General features: G+C 56.0%; 13 protein-coding genes. All 13 read left to right on the forward strand.

The window, feature by feature from the left end:
- Positions 1-36 precede the first annotated feature (36 nt).
- The 13 genes from D0851_RS18820 (at position 37) to D0851_RS18880 (ending at position 15,428) form a co-directional block, all read left to right on the forward strand.
- Positions 37-2,421, forward strand: a complete 2,385-nt coding sequence (locus D0851_RS18820) for an efflux RND transporter permease subunit (RefSeq protein ID WP_117620001.1) — start codon at positions 37-39, stop codon at positions 2,419-2,421.
- A gap of 187 nt (positions 2,422-2,608) precedes the next feature.
- Positions 2,609-3,592: a TAXI family TRAP transporter solute-binding subunit gene (locus D0851_RS18825; protein ID WP_117620002.1), complete on the forward strand. Its 984-nt coding sequence runs from the start codon at positions 2,609-2,611 to the stop codon at positions 3,590-3,592.
- Between the two features lie 76 nt (positions 3,593-3,668).
- Positions 3,669-6,275 carry a TRAP transporter permease gene (locus D0851_RS18830; RefSeq protein ID WP_117620003.1) on the forward strand — a complete coding sequence of 869 codons (2,607 nt, stop codon included), beginning with the start codon at positions 3,669-3,671 and terminating at the stop codon, positions 6,273-6,275.
- A 153-nt stretch (positions 6,276-6,428) separates the two neighbouring features.
- Positions 6,429-8,354 (forward strand): threonine--tRNA ligase, encoded by a 1,926-nt coding sequence (thrS, locus tag D0851_RS18835; protein WP_117620004.1) that lies wholly within the window; start codon positions 6,429-6,431, stop codon positions 8,352-8,354.
- A gap of 2 nt (positions 8,355-8,356) precedes the next feature.
- Positions 8,357-8,896, forward strand: a complete 540-nt coding sequence (gene infC / locus D0851_RS18840; RefSeq protein ID WP_205422356.1) for a translation initiation factor IF-3 — start codon at positions 8,357-8,359, stop codon at positions 8,894-8,896.
- A 95-nt stretch (positions 8,897-8,991) separates the two neighbouring features.
- Positions 8,992-9,183 (forward strand): 50S ribosomal protein L35, encoded by a 192-nt coding sequence (rpmI, locus tag D0851_RS18845; RefSeq protein WP_007151842.1) that lies wholly within the window; start codon positions 8,992-8,994, stop codon positions 9,181-9,183.
- A gap of 50 nt (positions 9,184-9,233) precedes the next feature.
- Positions 9,234-9,587, forward strand: coding sequence for a 50S ribosomal protein L20 (gene rplT, locus D0851_RS18850; protein WP_008170485.1), 354 nt, complete (start codon positions 9,234-9,236; stop codon positions 9,585-9,587).
- A gap of 151 nt (positions 9,588-9,738) precedes the next feature.
- Positions 9,739-10,737 (forward strand): phenylalanine--tRNA ligase subunit alpha, encoded by a 999-nt coding sequence (pheS, locus tag D0851_RS18855; RefSeq protein WP_117620006.1) that lies wholly within the window; start codon positions 9,739-9,741, stop codon positions 10,735-10,737.
- 60 nt (positions 10,738-10,797) lie between these two features.
- On the forward strand, positions 10,798-13,170 hold the full coding sequence (pheT, locus tag D0851_RS18860; RefSeq protein WP_117620007.1) for a phenylalanine--tRNA ligase subunit beta: 2,373 nt from the start codon (positions 10,798-10,800) through the stop codon (positions 13,168-13,170).
- A gap of 3 nt (positions 13,171-13,173) precedes the next feature.
- Positions 13,174-13,476 (forward strand): integration host factor subunit alpha, encoded by a 303-nt coding sequence (gene ihfA, locus D0851_RS18865; protein WP_007151838.1) that lies wholly within the window; start codon positions 13,174-13,176, stop codon positions 13,474-13,476.
- On the forward strand, positions 13,457-13,822 hold the full coding sequence (locus D0851_RS18870) for a MerR family transcriptional regulator (protein ID WP_117620008.1): 366 nt from the start codon (positions 13,457-13,459) through the stop codon (positions 13,820-13,822). The genes ihfA and D0851_RS18870 overlap by 20 nt, the downstream gene beginning before the upstream one ends.
- 451 nt (positions 13,823-14,273) lie before the next feature.
- Complete coding sequence (ndhC, locus tag D0851_RS18875; protein ID WP_117620009.1) at positions 14,274-14,681, forward strand: NADH-quinone oxidoreductase subunit A; 408 nt, start codon at positions 14,274-14,276, stop codon at positions 14,679-14,681.
- A gap of 69 nt (positions 14,682-14,750) precedes the next feature.
- On the forward strand, positions 14,751-15,428 hold the full coding sequence (locus D0851_RS18880; RefSeq protein WP_117620010.1) for an NADH-quinone oxidoreductase subunit B: 678 nt from the start codon (positions 14,751-14,753) through the stop codon (positions 15,426-15,428).
- Positions 15,429-15,461 lie beyond the last annotated feature (33 nt).

Consider the following 15,461-nt stretch of genomic DNA (forward strand, 5'->3'; position numbering starts at 1 on the left):
TGGCAACAACCGAACGAATAATAGAGGGGCTTTTGAATGTCCAACCCTAAGCATGACAAGGGCGAACACTACCTGACCACGCCCAAGGCAGAACCATTCCTGGAGCGGCTGATTTTCAACAACCGGGCACTCATTCTGATTGCCTTTACCGTGTTGACGCTGTTTCTGGGTTACAACGCCATCAAGATCCAGCCTGATGCCAGTTTCGAGCGCATGATCCCGCTTGAACATCCGTACATCGTTAACATGCTGGAGCATCGGGACGATCTCGAAAATCTCGGTAACTTCGTTCGTATCGCCGTGGAGGTTGAAGATGGCGATATCTTTACTCAGGAATACATGGAAACCCTGAAGCAGATCACGGACGAGGTTTTCTATCTGGATGGCGTGGACCGATCGGGTCTTAAATCCCTGTGGACCTCGAACGTTCGCTGGGTGGAAGTGACTGAGCAGGGTTTCCAGGGTGGAACCGTTATTCCGGATAACTACGATGGTTCAAGAGACAGTCTTGAGCGGTTGCGTCAGAACGTTCTGCGCTCCAATGAAGTCGGGCGCCTGATTTCCGATAACTTCCAGTCAACGATTGTTTACGCGCCGTTGTATGAAAAAAATCCGGAGACCGGTGAGGCTCTCGACTACGGCGAATTCTCTCGTCAGTTGGAAGAAAAGATCCGTGAAAAGTACGAGGCCCAGAATCCGAACATTGAGATTCATATTGTCGGTTTTGCAAAAAAGGTTGGCGATCTGATTGAAGGGATTGGCTCCATCGCCTGGTTTGCCGGCATCACCATCCTGCTGACCACGCTGCTGCTGTTCTGGTATTCCCGTTCGATTGCCGGAACTCTGGTCCCCGTCTTTACCTCGATCATTGCGGTTTTCCTGCAGCTGGGAACTCTGCGGTTGATGGGTTATGGCCTGGATCCGTATTCCGTTTTGGTGCCGTTCCTGGTGTTTGCGATTGGTATCAGTCACGGCGTCCAGATTGTTAACGCCATGGCGGTTGAGGCGGCCAGGGGCTTTGACTCGGTCACGGCTGCCCGCCTTGCCTTCCGTGCCCTTTATATCCCGGGTATGCTGGCACTGATCTCCGATGCGTTCGGTTTCCTCACACTCATCTTCATTGAGATTGACGTAATCCGGGATCTGGCGGTGGCAGCGGGTATTGGCGTGGCCTTCGTTATCCTGACCAACCTGGTGCTGCATGTTCTGATCATGTCTTACATCGGGATCTCCCAGGGCGGTATTCGCCATGTGCAGAACCATGGGGAAAAGCAGGACCGGAAGTGGCGCGTCATGTCTTACTTCTCACATCCGGGCGTGGCGCCGATCTCCCTGCTGATCGCCGTGATTGGCCTTGGGCTCGGCCTCTACTACAAACAAAACCTCAAAATTGGCGATCTGGACCGGGGTGCACCCGAGCTGCGTGCGGATTCCAGATACAACAAGGACAACGCCTACATCATCGACAACTACTCCACCAGTGCCGATGTGCTTGTGGTAATGGTGAAAACGCCGGAAGAGCAGTGCACCCAGTACAACGTGCTGCGTGCCATGGACGCCTTGCAGTGGGAGTTGCAGAACACACCGGGTGTACAGTCTTCCGTGTCGCTGGCGGATGTGTCCAAAGTGGTGACCAAGGCGCTGAATGAGGGTAACTGGAAGTGGTACGAGATTTCCCGTAACCAGACCATCATCAACGCGTCCATTCGTGAGGCACCGGCGGGGCTGATCAATACCGACTGCAGTCTGACACCCGTGCTTGTGTTTCTTGAGGATCACAAGGCGGAAACGCTGGAAACGGTCATTGAACGTGTTGAGGAGTTCGCCAGCGCCAACAGTACCGAGGAGCACAGGTTCCTGTTGGCAGCAGGCAACTCAGGCGTGGAAGCGGCGACCAACGAGGTGATTTCCAGCGCCAAGGACAAGATGCTGCTGCTGGTTTACGGCGTGGTGAGTTTACTGTGCTTTGTTACCTTCCGTTCGATCCGCGCGGTGCTCTGTATTGTGATACCGCTTGGTCTGACCTCTGTCCTCGGCGAAGCGATCATGGCGGTGTCCGGTATTGGCATCAAGGTAGCGACGTTGCCGGTTATCGCCCTGGGGGTTGGTATTGGTGTTGACTACGGCATCTATATCTACAGCAAGCTGGAGAAGTATCTTCTTGAGGGCAAACCCCTTCAGGAGGCCTATTACGAGACGCTGCGCTCCACCGGTAAGGCTGTTATGTTCACCGGTGTAACACTGGGTCTCGGCGTTGTTACCTGGATTTTCTCCCCGATCAAGTTCCAGGCAGACATGGGCTTTCTCCTGTTCTTTATGTTCCTGTGGAACATGGTTGGAGCCATCTGGCTGCTGCCGGCTCTCGCCCGGTTCCTGTTGAGGCCGGATCAAATGCTTGCAAAAGCGCGCACTGCGAAATAAGATTCGCAGCGACTTGAACAAAAAAGCCCGCATTGCGGGTTTTTTTGTTGTCTGCTCAATCGGTTAGCGAGCTAATCCACACTTTATTTATGGCGTGAAGTGGTCTATGTTCTAAGACGACCGCGATGTCCGCTCGCAGCAAAAGGCGGGCAATTGATGATAACGACCAGAAAAAGGAAGAACTCACATGACACTGAAACTCAAAGCCTCTGCATTTGCCGTTGCTGCTGCTGTTGGCCTGGGTGTGGCCTCAGCATCGGTGACCGCACAGGAGCAACAGTTCGTGACCATCGGTACCGGCGGTGTGACCGGGGTCTATTACCCGGCCGGCGGTGCCATCTGCCGTCTGGTGAACATGGATCGCAAAGAACATGGTATTCGGTGCTCCGTAGAAAGCACCGGCGGTTCCGTCTACAACCTGAACGCCATTCGCCAGGGCGAGCTGGATCTGGCGGTTGCCCAGTCTGACTGGCAGTACCATGCCTACAACGGCACGAGCCAGTTTAAAGACGACGGCGCCAACAAGAAGCTTCGTGCGGTTTTCTCCCTGCACCCGGAACCGTTCACAGTCGTTGCCAGCAAGGGCTCCGGCATCAAGACTTTTGAAGACCTTGAAGGCAAGCGTGTGTCCGTGGGCAACCCCGGTTCCGGCCAGCGTGCAACGGCTGAAGTGCTGATGGATGAGATGGGCTGGACCATGGACAAGTTTTCACTGGCTGCTGAACTGAAAGCGGCAGAACAGTCCCAGGCGCTGTGTGATGGCAACATTGATGCTTTCTTCTACACAGTCGGGCATCCCTCCGGCGCCATCAAGGAAGCGACCACTTCCTGTGACAGCGTCATCGTTGAAGTGGATAACGCCGCCACCAAAAAGCTGATCGATGAGAATCCGTACTATCGTAAAGCCATCATTCCCGGTGGCATGTACCGCGGAACCGACGAGGATGTGGCCACCTTCGGGGTAGCCGCGACCTTTGTGTCCTCTACCGATGTGTCCGAAAAGGTGGTTTACGAAGTGGTCAAGGCAGTGTTCGAAAACTTTGACAGTTTCAAGCGCCTGCATCCGGCATTTGCCAATCTGGAGAAGTCAGAAATGGTATCTGATGCCCTGAGTGCGCCGCTGCATCCGGGTGCCCTGAAGTACTACAAGGAAGCGGGTCTGATCAAATAACGACTGACCGGGCAATCGGGTGTGGCCTGTGCCACCCCGATTGTTGTTTCCTTTCCCTCCTTCACAGGACATACCTATGACCGGCAAAGATCCTAACTCCGGGGATTCCGTAGATACTTCAGCCGTAGATCAGTTCCTGCAAACAGAAACCGGCGGGCGTGCCGGCACCGGATATGCTGCGGTGCTTCTGTTTGTTATTCCGGTGGTCTGGTCTCTGTTTCAATTGTGGATTGCTTCGCCACTGCCCTACATTTTTGAAATAGGGGTGTTTAACTCAACAGAGGCACGTTCGATCCACCTGGCGTTTGCGTCTTTCCTGGCGTTTGCCGCCTTCCCCATGATCAAGGGGCGGCACGACACCTCCAACGCAGTGCCCTTTTATGACTGGATTCTTGCACTTCTGGCAGCGTTCTCGTCGGCGTACCTGTACATCTTCTATAAGGAGCTGTCGACTCGGCCGGGTGCGCCAATTCTGCAGGATCTGATCATCGCAATGCTCGGCCTGGTGCTTCTGCTTGAGGCGACCCGCCGTGCCCTCGGCCTGCCACTCACAATTGTGGCTGCCGTGTTCATTTTCTATTCGCTCGCGGGCCCCTACATGCCGGATGTGATTTCCCATGGCGGCGCCAGCCTGGAAAAACTCGCCTCGCATCAGTGGTTGGGTACCGAGGGCGTGTTCGGTGTTGCCCTGGGTGTCTCCACGAGCTTCGTGTTCTTGTTTGTGCTTTTTGGTGCCTTGCTGGAGAGAGCTGGAGCGGGTAACTATTTCATCAAGGTTGCCTATGCCTCCCTGGGTCACATGAAGGGTGGTCCGGCGAAGGCGGCGGTGGTGTCCAGTGGCTTGAGCGGGATCATCTCCGGCTCCTCCATTGCAAATGTGGTTACCACCGGCACCTTCACAATTCCGCTGATGAAGCGGGTCGGATTCCCAGCCACCAAAGCCGGTGCCGTAGAGGTGGCTGCGTCCACCAATGGCCAACTGACGCCGCCAGTAATGGGGGCGGCAGCGTTCCTGATGGTGGAGTACGTGGGCATCTCCTATCTGGAGGTGATGAAACACGCGATCCTTCCCGCAATGATTTCCTATATTGCCCTGATCTATATTGTCCACCTCGAGGCCTGCAAACTGAACATGCAGGGGCTGGAGCGGCCAAACAAGCCGACGCTTGCCCAGCGGTTGCTGACCTGGGTTTTTATGCTCTTGGGCCTGTCGGTGCTGACCCTGGCGGTGTACTACGGAATTGGCTGGACGAAAGAGGTATTTGGTGCCGCGGCGGTGTGGGTTCTGGGGCCCGTTGTGTTGGCCATCTATATCGGATTGGTGGGTTATGCGGCCAAATTCCCGGACTTGCAGGAAGATGACCCGGCCGATTCAATGGACGAGCTGCCACCACTGGGGCGCACGGTGAAAACCGGTCTTTATTATCTCTTGCCTGTCGTGGTTCTGATCTGGTGCCTTACGGTGGAACGTTTCTCACCGCAGCTTTCTGCATTCTGGGCGACCATGTTCATGATCTTTATTGTGGTTACCCAGGTACCACTCAAGAACCTGTTCCGCAAACGGGGAAAAATCGGAGGGGCGACCAAGCAAGGCGTTGTGGATGTCGTGAATTCACTGGCAACCGGCGCCAGGAACATGATTGGCATTGGTGTGGCGACGGCATCAGCGGGTATCGTTGTTGGCACGGTTACGCTTACGGGCATTGGCCTGGTCATGGCCCAGTTTGTCGAGTTTATCTCCGGCGGCAACCTGATGCTTATGCTGGTTTTCACTGCTGTGATCAGTCTTATCCTGGGTATGGGGCTTCCGACCACGGCCAATTACATTGTGGTGTCGACCCTGATGGCACCGGTTATTGTGACGCTGGGGGCCCAGAATGGGCTGATCGTGCCGCTCATCGCTGTGCACCTGTTCGTGTTTTACTTCGGGATACTGGCGGACGACACGCCGCCGGTGGGGCTTGCGGCCTACGCCGCCGCCGCGATTTCCGGGGCCGACCCCATTCGAACGGGTGTTCAGGGGTTCACCTACGATATCCGGACCGCGATCCTGCCGTTCATGTTTATCTTCAACACCCAGTTGTTGCTGATCGGGCTGACAGGCTGGTTTGATCTTCTGGTCACCGTATTCAGTGCCGTGACGGCCATGCTGGTTTTCTCCGCGGCAACGCAGGGGTTCTGGTTTACCCGCACCCGCTGGTGGGAAACCCTTTGTCTGCTGTTGATAACGTTCACTCTTTTCCGGCCCGGGTTCTGGTGGGATAGGGTCTATCCGCCGGTTGAGAGCCGCCCCGGAACCGAGATCATGGAATACATCGAGGCTGTTCCGGCGGGTGAGGATATTGTTATCAAGGCCACGGGTATGACCATTGATGGCGATGAGAAGTCAACATTCCTGCAACTGCCATTGCCTGCGGGCGAGACTCCCGAAGCCCGGCTCCAGGAATCAGGTCTTGGTCTGCGCCGGGACGGCGATCAGATGATTGTGGACTTTGTGTCCTACGGCAGTGTGGCGGAAACTGCCGGCCTGTACTTCGACTGGACGATCGATGCCTTTCAGGTGCCGCTGGAGCGCCCGCCGAAGGAGCTGATGTTCATTCCGGCACTGGTGCTTCTGGGGCTGGTTGCCTTCGGGCAGTTACGCCGACGGGCCAGGGAAGAGGGGGCAGTGGAGCCAGCCTGACCAATGTTTCTGTCCGTAAAAGCCCGGCATTAACCTGTCGGGTTTTTTTCTGTTAGACTTCGCCTCGAATCGGCCCGCGGTTTGTGTCGCGCAGTGCCGTCAACATGTGGTCTCTGGTATAGATCACCGCTGAGTAACCAACAGGAGCTTTCCATGCCCGTCGTAACCCTGCCCGATGGCAGCCATCGCAGTTTTGCTGAACCCGTAACCGTCCATGACGTCGCCGCCGATATTGGTGCTGGCCTCGCCAAAGCCGCTCTCGCCGGGAAGGTGGATGGCCGGCTTGTAGACACCAGCTACCGCATTGAAGACGATGCTGAGCTGGCCATTGTCACCGAGCGTGATGAAGATGGCGTCGATATCATCCGTCACTCCACTGCCCATTTGCTGGCAATGGCCGTCAAGGAGCTGTTTCCGGCAGCCCAGGTTACCATCGGCCCGGTCATCGACAACGGCTTCTATTACGACTTCAAGTTCGACCGCCCCTTTACCAACGAGGACCTGGCGCGGATCGAGAAGCGTATGGAGGAGCTTTCGAAACAGGATATTCCGGTTTCCCGGTCTGTTATGTCCCGGGAAGACGCCGTCAAGCTGTTTGAGGAGATGGGTGAAGAGTACAAGGTGCGCATCATTGAGGACATTCCCGGTGATGAGGACCTGTCCTTCTATCGCCAGGGCGACTTCATCGACCTGTGCCGCGGCCCCCACGTGCCCAGTACCGGCAAGCTGAAGGCGTTCAAGCTGACCAAGGTTTCCGGCGCTTTCTGGCGTGGTGACACCGGCAACGAACAGTTGCAGCGTGTTTACGGCACAGCCTGGGGCAACAAGAAGGACCTGAAGGCGTACCTGCACCGTCTGGAAGAAGCCGAAAAACGTGATCACCGAAAGGTTGGTAAGAAGCTTAATCTGTTCCACATGCAGGAAGAAGCGCCCGGGATGGTGTTCTGGCACCCGGACGGCTGGTCGCTGTACCAGGAAATTGAACAGTACATGCGCCGCAAGCAGCAGGAGCATGGTTACAAGGAAATCAAGACGCCCCAGGTGGTGTCCCGTACTCTGTGGGAAAAGTCGGGTCACTGGGACAAGTTTAAGGACGACATGTTCACCACGGAGTCGGAGAAGCACGACTACGCCATCAAGCCCATGAACTGTCCGTGCCACGTTCAGGTCTTTAACCAGGGGCTGAAGAGCTACAAGGATCTTCCCCTGCGACTGGCAGAGTTCGGTTCCTGTCACCGTAACGAGGCGTCGGGTGCACTGCACGGCCTGATGCGTGTTCGCGGTTTTACGCAAGATGATGCCCACATCTTCTGCGAAGAGGACGCGATCCAGAAGGAAGTGTCGGACTTCATTGGAATGCTGCACGAGATCTACACAGATTTCGGGTTTACCGAGATTCTGTACAAATTGTCCACTCGCCCTGAGAAGCGGGTCGGTTCCGACGAAGTCTGGGACAAGGCCGAGGCCGCCCTGGAAGAGGCGCTGAATCGTGAGGGCGTGGACTGGGAATTGTTGCCGGGCGAAGGTGCTTTCTACGGCCCTAAAATCGAATTCTCCCTGAAAGACTGTATCGGCCGGGTATGGCAATGCGGTACCATTCAGGTCGATTTTTCCATGCCGGGCCGCCTTGGCGCCCAGTATGTGGCAGATAATTCCGAGCGTAAGACGCCGGTCATGCTGCACCGAGCGGTACTCGGGTCGTTCGAGCGGTTCATCGGTATTCTGATTGAAGAATACGAAGGCGCATTCCCCACCTGGCTGGCACCAAGCCAGGTTGTGGTCCTCAATATCACCGATAATCAGCGTGACTATTGTCAGAATCTGGCGAAAAAGTGGGATTCTTTGGGCTTTAGGGTTAATGCTGACTTGAGAAACGAGAAGATCGGCTTTAAAATCCGCGAGCATACTCTTAACAAGGTTCCCTATCTTGTCGTCGTCGGCGACAAAGAGGTCGACAACAACACCGTTGCGGTGAGAACCCGCAAAGGCGAAGATTTGGGAACGCTATCGCTCGAAGCGTTTGAGCAACTTTTGCAGAAAGATGTTGAGCGCAAGGGCAAAACAAAGACGGAGATCTAATTATTAAACAGCGAGCGAATCGGGGTGGGCGTACACCAAAGGCGCCGATCAATGAGAATATTGACGCAACCGAAGTCCGTCTGATCGATGCCGAAGGCAACCAGGTCGGTGTAGTACCAATAGAGGACGCCATCAAGCAAGCTGAAGAGGCGTCTCTTGACCTGGTCCAGGTTACGGATTCCGATCCGATCGTCTGTAAGATAATGGACTACGGCAAGAAAATCTTCGACGAGAAGAAGGCCAAGGCGGCTGCCAAGAAAAAACAGAAGCAGACGCAGGTCAAAGAGCTTAAGTTCCGTCCCGGAACTGAAGAAGGGGATTATCAGGTAAAACTACGCAACCTGGTACGTTTCCTTGAAAACGGGGACCGCGGCAAAATCACGATCCGCTTCCGTGGCCGTGAGATGGCACACCAGGAAATTGGTATGCAACTCATGCAGCGCATCGAAGCAGATGTGGAAGAGCTTGCCCAGGTAGAGATGCGGCCGAAAATGGAAGGCCGGCAGATGACCATGGTTGTGGCGCCCCGCAAGAAGAAGTGAACCTGATCGGGTGCTTGTCCCCCGCGCATGCGGGGGATTTGTCGTTCAGGGGCACGTCATTGTTTATTTAAAAATAGAATGCGGAGTTTTAAAAAATGCCTAAGATGAAAACCAAAAGCGGAGCCACCAAGCGGTTCAAGAAAACCGCCACCGGCTTCAAGCACAAGCAGTCCTTCACCAGTCACATCCTGACCAAGAAGAGCCCGAAGCGTAAGCGTCAGCTGCGCGGCACCAAGCTCATCGCCAAGTCGGATGTTGCATCTATCAAGCGTATGACCGCGTGCTGATCCAGCCGCGAGAATCATTCCTTAGAAAGTACAGGTAGAAGGATTAAAGTATGGCTCGTGTAAAACGTGGTGTGGTCGCACGCCGTCGTCACAAAAAGATTCTCAATCAGGCCAAAGGTTACTACGGCGCTCGTAGCCGGGTATTCCGTGTAGCCAAGCAAGCGGTTATCAAAGCCGGTCAGTACGCTTACCGCGACCGTCGTAACCGCAAGCGTGCTTTCCGCGCTCTGTGGATTGCCCGTATCAATGCTGGTGCCCGCGCTAACGGTCTGTCCTACAGCCGTCTGATCGCTGGTCTGAAAAAGGCTAACGTTGAAATCGATCGTAAGGTTCTGGCCGATCTGGCCATGAACGAGCAGCAGGCGTTTGCCGCTGTTGTTGAGAAGGCCAAGGCGTCCCTGTGATCGCTTAGCTCTTTCATCGATTGCTGATCGATATGGGCGCCTCATGATTTCATGATGGCGCCTCCTGATAGGGGAAGGGCACGCTCTTCCCCTATTTTTGTTTTTGAAGTTACGTTTTAAGCACTTCCATTTCTGGTTTGGAGCAGGGTCAATGGAAAACCTGGAGCAACTGGTTCAGGACGGTCTGGCAGCAGTTGATAGCGCCGACAGCCTGCAGGCACTTGATCAAATTCGTGTTGAGTATCTTGGCAAGAAGGGTGTGATTACCCAGCAGGCCAAAACTCTGGGTAAGCTTTCCGCTGAAGAGCGGCCGGCGGCCGGCCAGAAGATCAATGAAGCCAAGGGGCAGGTGGAAGACGCGATCAATGCGAAGCGCGCTGATCTTGAGCGCGTCGCCATCGAGCAGAAACTTGCCAGTGAATCCATTGACGTTACCCTCCCGGGCCGTGGCCAGGAGCTTGGCGGTTTGCATCCGGTTACCCGTACCCTGCAGCGGATTGAGCAGTTTTTCTCCCGGGCCGGCTATACCGTTGAGCAGGGGCCGGAAATCGAAGATGATTACCATAACTTCGAGGCGCTGAACATTCCCGGGCACCATCCTGCCCGAGCCATGCACGACACTTTCTATTTCAACCCGGGCACCCTGCTGCGCACCCATACCTCGCCGGTTCAGATCCGCACCATGGAGGCCGGCAAGCCTCCGTTCCGAATGATCTGTCCGGGCCGGGTGTACCGCTGCGATTCGGACATGACCCACACTCCCATGTTCCATCAGGTGGAAGGTTTACTGGTGGAGAAAAATGTCAGCTTTGCGGATCTGAAAAGCACTGTGGAGGAGTTTCTCCAGGTGTTCTTCGAGCGGGATTTGCAGGTTCGCTTCCGTCCGTCCTACTTCCCCTTCACCGAACCCTCCGCGGAAGTGGATATTGAATGGGGGCGGGAAGCCGATGGCAGCATCAAGTGGCTGGAAATCATGGGTTGCGGAATGGTGCACCCCAAGGTGTTTGAATATTGCGGAATTGATGCCGAGGAATACCGTGGTTTTGCATTCGGCCTGGGTGTAGAGCGCCTGGCCATGCTTCGTTACGGCGTGAACGACCTGCGTATGTTCTTTGAGAACGATCTGCGCTTCCTGCGCCAGTTCCGTTGACAGGCGACACCAGGGCATCCAAACAAACAGGCATAACCGCATCAGGACAAGGCAATAACCATGAAATTCAGTGAACAGTGGCTACGCGAGTGGGTTAATCCGCAAATCGGTACCCAGGAATTGATGGACCAGATCACCATGGCGGGTCTGGAAGTGGACGGTTTTGAACCGGTGGCGGGCCAGTTTAGCGGTGTAGTTGTCGGTGAGGTTCAGTCTGTGCAGCCCCATCCGGATGCGGACAAACTCCGGGTCTGCCAGGTCAGTGATGGAAAAAATACCGTGCAGGTGGTTTGCGGTGCCGCCAATGTTCGGGAAGGTCTCAAGGTACCGTTTGCTGTGGTTGGTGCGGTTCTGCCCGGTGATTTCAGGATCAAGAAAGCCAGGCTCCGTGGTCAGCCTTCAGAAGGTATGCTGTGCTCCGGGTCGGAGCTGGGGCTGTCCGAGAATCATGACGGACTGATGGAGTTGCCGGCCGATGCGCCGGTTGGCCAGGATGTCGCGGATTATCTCAGGCTGAACGATGTAACCATCGATGTGGATCTGACCCCCAACCGGGCCGACTGCCTTTCTATCAAAGGCATTGCCCGGGAAGTGGGGGTGCTCAATAGCGTGCTGGTAGAGGCCCCGGCCATTGAGCCGGTCGAAGCTGTGCACTCAGAAGTCCCGGATATACGTGTCGAGGCGCCGGCCGGTTGCCCGCGCTATCTCGGCCGGATTCTTCGTAATGTGAACCTGCAGGCTGAGTCGCCGCTGTGGATGCAAGAGAAGCTGCGCCGTTCCGGCATTCGTTCCATCGATGCGGCTGTGGATGTAACCAACTACGTGATGCTGGAGCTCGGTCAGCCTATGCACGCGTTTGACCGTGATGAGATTCGTGGTGGCATCGTTGTGCGTATGGCCCGGGTCGGTGAGAAACTGGTGCTGCTCGACGGCCAGGAAGTGGAGCTGACCCGGGGCACACTGGTGATTGCTGATCATGAAAAGCCAATCGCCATTGCCGGCGTTATGGGCGGCGAACATTCCGGTGTCGGTCTGAAAACCCGGGATCTGGTTCTGGAGTCGGCCTACTTCGACCCCATTATCCTGGCCGGCAAGGCACGTCATTATGGCTTGCATACCGATGCCTCTCACCGCTTCGAGCGCGGTGTGGATTACAAGCTGGCTCGTGAAGCCATGGAGCGTGCAACCCGCCTGCTGATGGACGTCGTCGGCGGTGAGCCGGGCGAAATTGTCGAGGTAGTCAGCGATGAGGATATTCCCGAGGATCGTGTAGTCGACCTCCGGGCCCGGCGCCTCAATGACGTTCTGGGTATGGAAATTTACCGCACCACGGTCGAGGAAATCCTGGCCCGGCTCGGGCTTAGGGTAGAGAAGCTGCTGAAAGACGGGTGGAGGGTTAGTGTGCCCAGCTTCCGTCCGGACATCTCAATCGAAGAAGACCTGATCGAAGAAGTGGGGCGGATCTACGGCTACAACAACCTGCCTGTGACCGAGCCTACGGGTTCCCTTGGGCTGCGCCCGGAGAGAGAGGCTGTCCGCCCGGTATCGGCCATTCGCAACTTCTTTGTGGACCATGGCTACCAGGAAGCGGTGACCTACAGCTTTGTGGATCCGAAGGTACAGCAACTGGTTGACCCTGAGCGCGAGGGTATCGCTCTGGCGAATCCGATTTCCTCCGATCTCTCGGTAATGCGCACCAGCCTCTGGAGTGGCCTGCTGAAAACGGTGGCCTATAACCAGAACCGTCAGCAGTCCCGTATTCGCCTGTTTGAGACGGGCCTTCGCTTCCTTAAGGAAGGCGAACATATTGATCAGCAGCCCATGCTTGCGGGTGTAGTTGTTGGAAACCAGTATCCTGAAAACTGGGTCAACGGTCGCAGAAATGCAGATTTCTTTGATGTAAAAGGGGATTTGGAGAGTCTGTTCCGTTTGCTGGGCATCGAAATTCATTTTGTCGGCAGTCAGCATCCTGCCCTGCACCCTGGACAGACTGCGGAGCTGCTGCGGGACGGCGAACATGTCGGCTGGCTAGGCACGTTGCATCCACAAGTTCAGAAAAATCTTGAACTTAATGGCACGATCCTGATGTTTGAGCTATTCTTGAATTCGGTCGTAACCGGATATGTGCCTAATTTCAAAGAAATTTCAAAATTCCCGGAAGTTCGTCGGGATTTGGCTATTATTATCGGGAGCGATGTGGCGTTTGCGGATGTGGAGCGTGTGGCCAAAAAGCATGCCGGTGAGCGCCTGACAGCGTTACGTGCGTTCGATGTCTACGAAGGTGAGAGCCTGGGTGAGGATAACCGAAGCCTGGCACTGAGCCTGTTCTGGCAGCATCCCGAGCGTACGTTGAACGAGGATGAAGTGCATTCGCTCTTCAACGGTGTGATCGACGCATTGAAAGAAGAGCTGGGGGCGACACTGAGGAGTTGAGACATGGCGGCTTTGACGAAAGCGGAAATGGCGGAGCGGTTGTATGAGGAATTGGGCCTGAACAAACGCGAAGCCAAGGAGATGGTGGAAGCTTTTTTCGATGAGATCAGAGGCGCGCTCAGTCACAATGAGCAGGTGAAGTTGTCGGGTTTTGGTAACTTCGATCTGCGGGACAAGAAACAGCGGCCGGGACGGAATCCGAAAACCGGCGAGGAGATTCCGATCAGTGCACGGCGTGTTGTGACCTTTCGCCCCGGGCAAAAACTAAAGCAAAAAGTAGAAGCGTATGCTGGAACCCAGTCATAACAACGAGCTTCCCGCAATTCCGGGAAAGCGTTATTTCACGATTGGTGAAGTGGCGGAGCTGTGCGCGGTCAAGGCACACGTCCTGCGTTATTGGGAACAGGAATTTCCCCAACTGTCGCCGGTCAAGCGTCGGGGCAACCGACGTTACTATCAGCGGGCGGACGTGATCACCATCCGCCAGATTCGCAGCCTGCTCTATGATCAGGGGTATACCATTGGTGGTGCCAAGCAGAAGCTGAGCAGCCACGAGATAAAAGACGACACCTCCCAGTACAGGCAGCTGATCCGCCAGATGATCACCGAGCTGGAAGACGTGCTCGAGGTTCTGAACGCGCCGGTCAGATAGGGCGCTTGCAGGCCCTGAACTTGGGTACCCCAAAAAAAGAACCGGGACGCGCCTCCGCCGCCCGGTTTTTTTGTGTCCGCGGAAGGTCGGTCTCCAGCGGTTGATGATGTCAACGGCTCTTGGTGCCCGGCAGTGAACCTCGCCCGGCGGCGGGCGGCGACTTGCCGGAAGCCGGTCTGTCAGCTTTACTGGTCAGAGGCAGTGGTTAGGTCCACGCCAGGCCCGGGCACTCCGGGAACCGGGTGGCACCCAGGGCGCTGGTCGGTTGGTTTGCGTCTGTCCGGGAAATTCGGCGAGGGATGAAGAGGGTTGTTATTGGAATCCTGTCTTCATAGTTACGAAACAGAGCTGCGAATTTGACCTGGATCAACCATTGTGAGTGGTTTCCCCGGGCAATTCAGTTCCATTTCAGGCGGGGTGGATAGGGTGATGATTCAGAACAGGAGGGGGTATGTCGGACACGGTCAATGAGTTGCTGGTCAACTATTGGGCAACCGGTTTTTTTGTGATCGCTGCCCTCGGCTTATGTGCCTTCATGGCAGGCGTTTCCAGCTTGCTTGGCGGGCGCAGCCACGGCGTCAGCAAAACCATCCCGTTTGAGTCCGGTATTGTCGGTGTCGGTGACGCCCGCCAGCGGTTTTCCGTCAAGTTTTATCTGGTCGCGATGCTCTTTGTGATCTTCGATATTGAGGCGGTGTTTCTGTTTGCCTGGGCGGTTGTGATTCCGGAAACGGGCTGGAGCGGGTTCTGGGGCGCGGCGGTTTTTATACTGATATTGCTTGCCGGCCTGCTCTACGACAGTCGCTCAGGGGCTTTGGAGTGGGCTCCCGAGGGCTCTCAGGGATACAGGGAGAACTGAGCCACTGAGTCCCCGGGCGACGTTGCCCGGACCTTGATCACCGTCAGCAAACCTTTATGGAGACCAGCCATGCCTTACAGACTGACACGGGCCGAGGAAGAGCCGGAATCCAGTGACCGTTACCCGATGGGGCGCCGGCAGTCATCGGAGGAGTACGTCAAAAGCCAGCTTGAACGCAACGTATTCACCGGCAAGCTGAGTGACGTCCTCAACTCGGCGGTGAACTGGGGGCGCAAGAACTCCTTGTGGCCCTATAACTTCGGCCTGTCCTGCTGCTACGTGGAAATGACCACCGCATTTACCTCGCCCCATGACATTGCGCGCTTCGGGGCGGAGGTGATCCGCGCCTCGCCGAGGCAGGCCGACTTTATGGTGATAGCGGGCACCTGTTTCATCAAAATGGCGCCGGTCATCCAGCAGCTCTACGATCAGATGCTGGAACCCAAGTGGGTCATTTCCATGGGTTCCTGCGCCAACTCCGGCGGTATGTACGACATCTATTCGGTGGTTCAGGGGGTTGACAAGTTCTTGCCCGTGGATGTCTACGTGGCCGGCTGTCCGCCGCGGCCCGAGGCGTTTCTGCAGGCGCTTCGCCTGTTGCAGGACTCGATTCAGGAGGAGCGGCGGCCGCTGTCCTGGGTCGTGGGTGACCAGGGAGTCTACCGGGCCGAGATGGCGTCCCAGCGGGAGCAGAAACGGAGCCAGCGAATCGAGGCCACCGAACTGAGGACGCCGGACAAGCTCTGAGCGTCGATTCCCGATTCGTCCAACCGTGACAGG

It is taken from the genome of Marinobacter sp. Arc7-DN-1, from assembly GCF_003441595.1.
Lineage (GTDB): Bacteria > Pseudomonadota > Gammaproteobacteria > Pseudomonadales > Oleiphilaceae > Marinobacter > Marinobacter metalliresistant.